Origin of the sequence: Bathymodiolus platifrons methanotrophic gill symbiont (assembly GCF_002189065.1) — a bacterium.
Taxonomy (GTDB): domain Bacteria; phylum Pseudomonadota; class Gammaproteobacteria; order Methylococcales; family Methylomonadaceae; genus Methyloprofundus.
This window is the reverse complement of sequence record NZ_BDMN01000056.1, coordinates 1-9,103: the sequence shown is the minus strand read 5'-3', so window position 1 is coordinate 9,103 and position 9,103 is coordinate 1. Positions and strand designations below refer to the sequence as shown.

At 41.9% G+C, this 9,103-nt stretch carries 6 protein-coding genes and 1 pseudogene; 1 reads left to right on the top strand and 6 read right to left on the bottom strand.

Features of this window, described 5'->3' with window-relative positions; translation table 11 throughout:
* Nucleotides 1-99: 99 nt before the first annotated feature.
* From ilvC to CDZ78_RS03910, 6 genes are all read right to left on the bottom strand, one after another.
* The gene (ilvC, locus tag CDZ78_RS03935) at nt 100-1,116 is read right to left on the bottom strand and encodes a ketol-acid reductoisomerase (protein ID WP_087868804.1); all 1,017 of its coding nucleotides are present in this window, start codon (nt 1,114-1,116) and stop codon (nt 100-102) included.
* A gap of 167 nt (nt 1,117-1,283) precedes the next feature.
* Nucleotides 1,284-1,775 carry an acetolactate synthase small subunit gene (gene ilvN, locus CDZ78_RS03930; protein WP_087868803.1) on the bottom strand — a complete coding sequence of 164 codons (492 nt, stop codon included), beginning with the start codon at nt 1,773-1,775 and terminating at the stop codon, nt 1,284-1,286.
* On the bottom strand, nt 1,775-3,511 hold the full coding sequence (locus CDZ78_RS03925) for an acetolactate synthase 3 large subunit (protein WP_087868802.1): 1,737 nt from the start codon (nt 3,509-3,511) through the stop codon (nt 1,775-1,777). Before CDZ78_RS03925 ends, ilvN begins: the two co-directional genes overlap by 1 nt.
* Before the next feature lie 704 nt (nt 3,512-4,215).
* Nucleotides 4,216-4,908 carry a ZIP family metal transporter gene (locus CDZ78_RS03920; protein ID WP_087868801.1) on the bottom strand — a complete coding sequence of 231 codons (693 nt, stop codon included), beginning with the start codon at nt 4,906-4,908 and terminating at the stop codon, nt 4,216-4,218.
* A gap of 4 nt (nt 4,909-4,912) precedes the next feature.
* The gene (locus tag CDZ78_RS03915) at nt 4,913-5,224 is read right to left on the bottom strand and encodes a cyclic nucleotide-binding domain-containing protein (RefSeq protein ID WP_087868800.1); all 312 of its coding nucleotides are present in this window, start codon (nt 5,222-5,224) and stop codon (nt 4,913-4,915) included.
* Nucleotides 5,200-6,051 (bottom strand): cyclic nucleotide-binding domain-containing protein, encoded by an 852-nt coding sequence (locus CDZ78_RS03910; protein WP_087868799.1) that lies wholly within the window; start codon nt 6,049-6,051, stop codon nt 5,200-5,202. Before CDZ78_RS03910 ends, CDZ78_RS03915 begins: the two co-directional genes overlap by 25 nt.
* A gap of 341 nt (nt 6,052-6,392) precedes the next feature.
* Here CDZ78_RS03910 and CDZ78_RS03905 point away from each other — a divergent pair.
* Nucleotides 6,393-8,885: pseudogene (locus CDZ78_RS03905) on the top strand (FAD-dependent oxidoreductase).
* Nucleotides 8,886-9,103: the final 218 nt, after the last annotated feature.

Below are 9,103 nucleotides of genomic sequence, written 5' to 3'. Positions count from 1 at the left end.
GTTAGATAGGGTATGTGGAGAGGCAAACTTAAATACGACAGGTATAAAAAAAAGGCTCATCAATGATGGGCCTTTCTATACGACTAATGCGGATAAAATCTAGTTTTTAGCTTTATCAACAATTTGATTCGCTGCAATCCATGGCATCATCGCACGTAGCTTTGCACCAACAACTTCGATTGGGTGCTCAGCATTTAGGCGACGCTTAGCAGTCATTTCTGGGTAGTTAGTCATACCTTCCATGATGAATTTCTTCGCGTATTCACCCGTCTGGATGTTTTTCAGTGCAGCACGCATTGCTGCGCGGCTTTCTTCGTTAATAACCTTAGGGCCAGTAACATACTCGCCGTACTCAGCATTGTTAGAAATTGAGTAGTTCATGTTTGCAATACCGCCTTCAAACATTAAATCAACAATCAATTTTAATTCATGCAAACATTCAAAGTAAGCCATCTCAGGCTCGTAACCTGCTTCAACTAAGGTTTCAAAACCCATTTTAACCAGGTCAACAGCACCACCACAAAGGACAGCTTGCTCACCGAATAGGTCAGTTTCAGTTTCATCACGGAAAGTTGTTTCGATGACACCAGAACGACCACCGCCGATAGCAGAAGCGTAAGATAGGCAAATTTCTTTTGCTGTACCTGAAGCATCTTGATGAATAGCGATTAAATCAGGGATACCGCCGCCGCGAGTAAACTCCGAGCGCACTGTGTGGCCAGGAGCTTTAGGTGCAATCATGATAACGTCTAAATCAGCGCGTGGTACAACCTGGTTGTAAAGAATAGCAAAACCATGAGCAAAAGCTAAAGCAGCGCCTTGTTTGATGTTTGGCTCAATTTCTTCTTTATAAAGCTGAGATTGAAACTCATCAGGCGTTAAAATCATGACAACATCTGCAGATGCAACGGCTTCAGGTACGTTTTTAACTGTTAGCCCATGCGCTTCAGCTTTTGCAACAGAGCTAGAGCTAGCACGTAAACCAACAACAACATCCACACCTGAATCTTTTAGGTTGTTAGCGTGAGCATGGCCTTGTGAGCCGTAACCAATAATGGCAACCTTTTTTCCTTTGATGATATTAAGGTCAGCGTCTTTATCGTAATAAACTTGCATTTTATTTCCTGTAATTATAGTTTTGTTTTTTGACTACCTACTTTACGGTGGGTGAGTCGCTAGTACTTCTAAGCGAACTAAAAACTCGCATCCAGAGGCGATGATATGCGTGGTTGTGAGTCTTTAATCTGCGGATATTCAGTTGGGGTTTTATGCCGTAAAGCAGGCTATAAATGTAAGCCGTTTTCACCACGTGACATGCTGGTAGGGCCTGAGCGTACGGTTTCAATGATATTGCTTTCATCTAACGCATTAACAAAGGCATCAAGCTTATCGGATGCGCCAGTCATTTCGATGACATAGCTATTGTCAGTGACATCAATGATTTTGCCACGAAAAATATCAGATAAGCGTTTAATCTCTTCACGTGTTTCGCCGCTGGTTTTAACTTTAACCAGCATTAGCTCTCTTTCTACATGTGAGGCTTCAGCTAGATCAATTAGCTTAACAACATCAATCAGTTTGTTAAGTTGCTTGGTAATTTGCTCAATAATATCTTCACTGCCACGGGTCACCAGTGTCATTCTTGATAAAGTAGAATCTTCTGTCGGCGCAACGGTTAATGATTCAATATTATAGCCACGCGCAGAAAACAGTCCTGCCACACGCGATAAAGCGCCGGCTTCGTTTTCAATCAGAATAGAAATAATATGTCTCATTAAGCTAGCTCTCTATTCATTGGTGTGCCGGGTGCAACACGCAGGGTCATCTCTTGATGACCTTTTCCAGATTCAATCATAGGGTAAACGTTTTCAGTTCTGTCAGTGATAAAATCAATAAAAACAGTGCGATCTTTCAAGGCAAATGCTTTCTCAAGAGCTGGTCTGACATCTTCAGGCTTTTCAACGCGTATACCAACATGGCCATAAGCTTCAGCTAAGGCAACAAAATCAGGAATAGTATCCATATAAGACTGTGAATAGCGGCTTTCATAAGAAAATTCCTGCCACTGTCGTACCATACCCATATAGCGGTTATTCAGGTTAATGATTTTAACCGGTGTATTGTACTGCAAAGCAGTCGCAAGTTCCTGTATACACATCTGGATACTGGCTTCACCAGTAATGCAGGCAACATCAGCATCAGGGTGGGCGAGTTTTGCGCCAATCGCCGCAGGTAAGCCAAAGCCCATAGTTCCTAGGCCGCCAGAGTTAATCCAGCGGCGTGGCTTATCAAAATGATAAAATTGTGCCGCAAACATCTGATGTTGTCCAACATCGGAGGTAATATAGGCTTCACCCTTGGTTATTTTATAAAGCTCTTCAACAACCGCTTGCGGTTTGATTTGGTCGCTATTGCGATCAAATTCAAGGCAGTTTGCAGTACGCCATTGCTCAATCTGACTCCACCATGCAGCTAGTGTTTTTTTAGACGGTTTCTTTTTATGTGCCTTGATTTCACTTAGCATTTGATTAAGCACTAGCTTAACCTCGCCAACAATAGGAATATCAACCTTAACTGTTTTTGAAATAGAAGCCGGATCTATGTCGATATGAATGATTTTTGCATGCGGGCAAAACTCAGCAAGTTTACCTGTTACACGGTCATCAAAACGAACTCCGATGGCCAAAATCACGTCACTCTCGTGCATCGCCAGATTTGCTTCATAGGTGCCATGCATACCTAACATACCGACAAACTGTTTGTCAGTTGCAGGGTATGCGCCTAAGCCCATTAATGTGTTAGTAATAGGATAATTGAGCAAGCGCGTTAATTCGGTGAGTTCATCACTGGCATTGCCTAATACCACGCCACCACCTGAATAAATCACCGGGCGGTGAGCGTGTAATAATAAATCCACTGCTTTCTTGATTTGTCCCGGATGCCCTTTGGTTGCTGGGTTATAAGAGCGTATTTTGACTTTTTTAGGGTATTTATAAGCTACTTTGATATTTGGATCGGTAATATCTTTAGGGATATCAACAACCACAGGGCCAGGGCGCCCCGTCGTCGCAACGTAAAACGCCTTTTTCATGGTCTCTGCAATATCATTAACATCCTTAACCAGAAAGTTATGCTTAACGCAGGGGCGGGTGATACCAACCATATCTACTTCCTGAAAGGCATCACTACCAATGACAGCAGTAGGCACCTGACCTGAAATAACCACCATAGGGATAGAGTCCATATAAGCGGTAGCAATGCCTGTGACAGCATTAGTAGCGCCTGGTCCTGAGGTTACCAGGACGACACCTGGTTTACCTGTTGCGCGCGCATAAGCATCAGCCGCATGAGTTGCAGCCTGCTCATGTCTGACTAAAATATGTTTTACATCGTCCTGATGAAAAATTGCATCATATAAATGTAATACTGCGCCGCCAGGATAACCAAAAAGATATTCTACACCTTCATCTTTTAGGCACTGAACGACTATCTGTCCACCACTAAGTTCCACTCTTAATAACCTCTTTAAAACACTTGTTATAGCTAGATTAAGCAGCAGATAGAGAAAGTTGACTTTGCTGATAATCCGGATATAGCCGAAATTAAAACCTAGAGATAAAAAGCCTAGTTTTTATAGGAAAACTATTTGCTCTAAGTTTATAAAAAATCTATCCAAAATAGCTGAAAATCAGCGTTTCGTCAAGAATTACATTTGATTTTTTATGCTTAAGTGACGGCGCAACTAATCTGGAGCGAGACTTCAGAGGCTATGAAAGTATTCAACAAAATCCCCCTCTTTAGTTAAGGAGGGGCTAGGGGAGGTTTGGTAGATTAAAACTAATCACGCAATATCAATGAACTATGTTTTTAAATGATCCTCCACAATCCCCTTTTTCAAGAGGGAAGGTAAACAGAATACTTTCACAGTCTCTTCAACTAGGGCAATATAACTCACCACAATTTTCATCCGACTTTGGTACGGAATGTGTCATTTATAATCAATCAATTACCCAGATAACTGGGTTTGTGTGGCAATAAAAATGTAATTAGATATCCTAAGGAATTCATAAAATGCTGGGTTACGTTATCTGCGCTACGCTAGATAATCAGCCTACGTTCTAATATTATGATATTTAATGAAATATTCCTTAACGCAATGGCGGTAAGGGGGATTAGTTCAAAGTTTTGTGTGTCTATCGCCAGTGTTGATAAAAACTACTCTAGCGTTTTGAAAAAAATAGCCGTGAGAAAGCCTAATAAAGTAGAGAAGCCAACGACTTCTCCGCCTTTTATATAGGCTTCAGGTAGCATGGTTTGCGCGATCATGGTTAACATTGCACCTGCAGCAACTCCCTGAGTAAAGGCAAATACTGCATTGCTTACCCCGGCAAAATAAATGCTACCCAGAGCACTAAGAAGACCTGTCATCAGCATTAATACGGTCCACATTAGCAGGATAGTACTAAATTTCATACCTTGTTGGCGCATACCGCTAGAGCTAGACAAAGCTTCCGGGTAATTGGAAAAAAACAAACCTGCCAGCAAAGAAAAGCTCAAAGCCGAGTGAGCCGTTCCTGCTCCAATAACCAAAGCCTCTGGAATACCATCAAGCATTAGACCCAGCCAGATACCTAAGGGCGCACCTTTATGTTCACTGATATCAAAATGTATTCTGGAGACAGGTAATACGGGTTTGTTCACATTAATGTTTTTAGTAGCACGACTAATCCACTTTTCGGCACTATCTGGATTAAGTTGCTGCCGTTCTTGCAGGTAACATAAAACGTCTGTTCCTTGTAAAAAGAGTTTAAATTGCTCTTTCAATACAGGTAAAACGGTGAGTAAGGCATCAAAATCTTGTTTACGTAGTACCCAGCCCACTGTTTCTTCACTGGCAACAGTAGACATTGAATTATGACTGCCAGTAAAAAAAAGCCATATAACCGAAAGAATAATGAGAGCTTACATCAATAGAATGTACTGAACGATCAAATGCATCAAGTTTAGCAACGGAGCCTTGTTCGATTATATATAAGTGATTTGATAATTCTCCACGGTGAAAAAAGGTTTCTCCCCGGGCAAATTTTTTAAATACTAGACGATCAGAAATCGCTTGTAACTCTTCTTCAGGTAAGTTGGCAAAAAAATCAAAGCCTTTGATATGTTTAGCATATTGAAGAAAGGCTTTACCTTTATGGTCTATTGAAACGGCTGAGGCAAACATACCTCTCCTGGCCAGAGTATGTATTCATGGTCATGCCAGCGAATAATGGCAGAAAAAGATAAGCCGTGATGCGTATGCAGATAGTCTGTGGCTTCTTTACTTCGCAGCCAGCGCTGTACTGCATGTACCAGAGTAGGCGAGTCTGGTAGCAGGTTGAAAAAAGTAGCTTTAGGAAGGGCCCATAAACTGACACCTTCAGATGCTCTAGCGGTAAAGCGGTAGGGTGTTCCGGTAATAAATGCCAGCCAACCCAGATCATCATGCTTATCTAGTGTTTTACTGGCTACTTTATCAATGGGGTCTAATAGTGAAACACTACCTTTTGCAATAAAATACAAGTTGTCACAAAGGTCGCCTTTGGTGAAAACTATTTCTCCTTTTTTATAGTTCTGTAGATGAATCGTTTTAGCCAAAACTTTAAAATCAGTATCACTTAGGTCGCAAAATACATCGGTGCGTTTAGCCAGGGAAAGTATTTGCCTGAATTTGCGATATTCCTGTTTGCGCAAATGGTACATCGTAGTCGAGGCTTTGCGTAAGAATCCGCCAAAATCATTAACTATGTTATTTAAGCCAATAAATAGTAATCCACCGCCAATACAGCCAGCAGCAAGCGGAGGAAAATCGCCTTTTGCTACTGTGCCTGCGACTAAATCAAGGGTTAATGCTGCCAGTAAGGCGCCGCCGCCAAAAGACATTAAAACAGCAATATCACGATCAGAGGGCTTCCAGAATAAAGTGGTTAAAGTACCTAATGGTAGAGAGCAGGCGCTGATTAAACCAAGTACCAAAGCGGTGACAATAGTGGAGTCGTAGATTAAGGGCATAAATTAACGAATAAGACGTTAGGTATTTTTCACATTAAAACACAGAGTGTATGGAGAATTATAACTAGATTTAATTTGAGTGGTTCCTAGGGTAATTATTAGGCAGTGATTCCTACGATTTATACCGTATATCGAGTTACAAAGCTCTACACGAATATCAGCCTCAATGGGTTAATGCTAAGCTTCTAGCTAGAAGTGATCACTAGAAGGCTGGCTCTTTAGGCAATGTTAGTAATAAATAAAGAGCACCTAGTGCATTACACAACATTTATATATTATGATTATCTAATTTAACTCGTTTTCGTCACCTGTGGGCGGAAGTTACCAAGGTATAAATTATAATGAAAATCATAATCGTAGGTGGTGTTGCTGGTGGAGCGACTGCGGCAGCACGCTTGAGGCGTAACGATGAGATGGCTGAGATTGTTCTGGTTGAACGTGGGCAATATATCAGTTTTGCTAATTGTGGTCTTCCCTACCATATCTCGGGAACTATCCAGGAACGTGAGCAGCTTTTAGTTACTTCCGAAGAAACATTTACCGATCGTTATCGGGTTGATGTACGCAGCCACACAGAAGCCATTGCTATTGATCGCAAAGCTAAAGTTGTACGTTTGCGTGATCTTGCCACTGGCGATGAATCTGATGAAGCATATGACAAGCTATTGTTATCTCCTGGTGCAGAACCATTACGCCCTAAACTGCCGGGTATTGATTCAGCAAGAGTCTTTGGCTTGCGTAATATTCCCGATCTTGACCGTATTATGTCGCATCTTAGCCAGCATTCAGCGCGTCGTGCTGTAGTAATCGGTGGTGGGTTTATCGGTATAGAAGTGGCGGAGAATCTTCATGAGAAAGGTATTTCTACTACTTTGGTAGAAGGGGCTGACCAGATTTTAGCACCACTGGATTATGAAATGGCTGCTATTGTGCATTCACATATGCATGATAAAAATATTGAGCTTTACCTATCAAATAGAGTGGAACGCTTTGAAGACAAAGATGACTATACGCTGGTTTATCTAAGTAACGGTCGCCGTCTTCAGGCGGATATTATAATTTTAGCTATTGGTGTTCACCCGGAAACGACTCTGGCCAGAGCGGCTGGTCTTGAACTTGGGGCTACTGGGGGCATCAAGGTAAATGCCCATTTGCAAACTTCAGATCCTGATATTTATGCCGTTGGTGATGCAATCGAGATAACACAAACGATTAGTGGGAAACCAGCGCTTATTCCACTAGCGGGGCCAGCAAACCGTCAGGGCAGGATGGTCGCAGATAATATAGTTTTTGCTAACAGTAAGGAATATAAAGGAACTCTGGGCACAGCAATACTTAAAGCATTTGATTTGGGCGCAGCTTCAACAGGTCTTAACGAAAAGCAATTACTGGCTGCTGATGTTCCTTTTCTAAGTTGTATAACACACAGTGGCTCTCACGCCAGTTACTATCCTGGTGCTAAACAAGTCAGTATCAAACTGCTTTTTAACGAATCAGGTGAAATACTTGGGGCGCAGGCTGTTGGAGCTAGTGGTGTAGATAAACGCATAGATGTTATTGCCACCGCTATACATGCTGGGCTGAAAATTGATGATTTGACTGAACTGGAGTTGGCCTATGCTCCACCATTCAGTTCAGCTAAAGAGCCGGTTAATATGACTGGTTATGTTGCTAGCAATATTCTAAATCAGTCTGTTGAAGTTATCGACTGGAGAGAGTTGCGTGACAAGCTGGAATCCAGTGATACTAGTTTGCAACTGGTCGATGTGCGTACAGCGGCAGAGTTTGAGTTTGGTAGTATTCCTACAGCGCGCAATATCGATATAAACCATCTGCGTGATCAGTTAAGCGAGCTTGACCCAAAGCTCCCTTTAGTGGTGTTCTGTCAGGTTGGTATACGTGGCTATCTAGCCTATCGACTGCTTAAACAAAGAGGCTTTACTTAGGTTCGTAATCTATCGGGAGGGTATAAAACCTATTCCTGGGCTGTTGATAAGCAAGCTAATCCAGATATTTTTCACTATGATGATCTTAAGCTCCGTGATCCTGATGAAGTAGAAGCAGAGCGTAGCGGTAACGGTGAGATTAGAGCTGAATTAATTGCTTCAGATATAAAGGGTGAAGTCCATGCTCTGAATGCTGTGGGACTTCAATGTCCGGGGCCTATCATGAAAACTTATAATGCGATGAATGCTCTTGAAATCGGAGAGCTGCTAGAAGTCACAGCATCTGACCCAGCCTTCGGTCGTGATATTCGTGCATGGAGCAAGAAAACCGGCAATGACTTGTTATCGGTAAAAGCTGAAAAGGGTCTAGTCACTGTGCTTCTGCGCAAAGCTGAGGTGGCTCCAGTAGCAACAACGCCATCGCAAGTTAAAGACAAGCTTACTCTGGTGGTATTTTCTGATGATCTGGACAAGGTAATGGCGAGTATGATTATTGCTAATGGAGCACTTGCCATGGGTAAACCTGTCAGTCTCTTCTTTACCTTCTGGGGGCTGGATGTAATACGTAATGAAAATGCACCCTCAGTGAATAAACCGCTGATGGACCGTATGTTTAGTAATATGTTGCCCAAAGGGATAGAGAATCTTAATTCGATTTCGAAAATGGATATGCATGGATTGGGAGCAAAAATGATCCGTAAGGTGATGCATGATAAAGGCGTAGAAACACCTGCTAATTTGTTGAAAAGTCTAAGCGTGGGTGGTGCACAGATGATTGCCTGTCAGATATCCATGGATGTTATGGGTATTAAAAAAGAAGAGCTGATTGATGGTGTTGCAGCATTTTTAGCCGAAGCGGACGAATCTGGAACGACATTGTTTATCTAAGGAATGTGCACGAAATAACTTCCTGAAGCAGCCAAGCTTGAATAATGAAATATCTCCCCTAAATTAAGGTTATCTTAATTTATTACTCAGTGGTTGTCTTATGTCATTTCCTTATAAAAAAAATATCGAAAAGTCGATGAAGAAATTTTATGACTCACTTTGTGAAAAAAATAAGCGACGGTATGCCGCCATTGAAAGTGAAAAATTATGGCTCTATG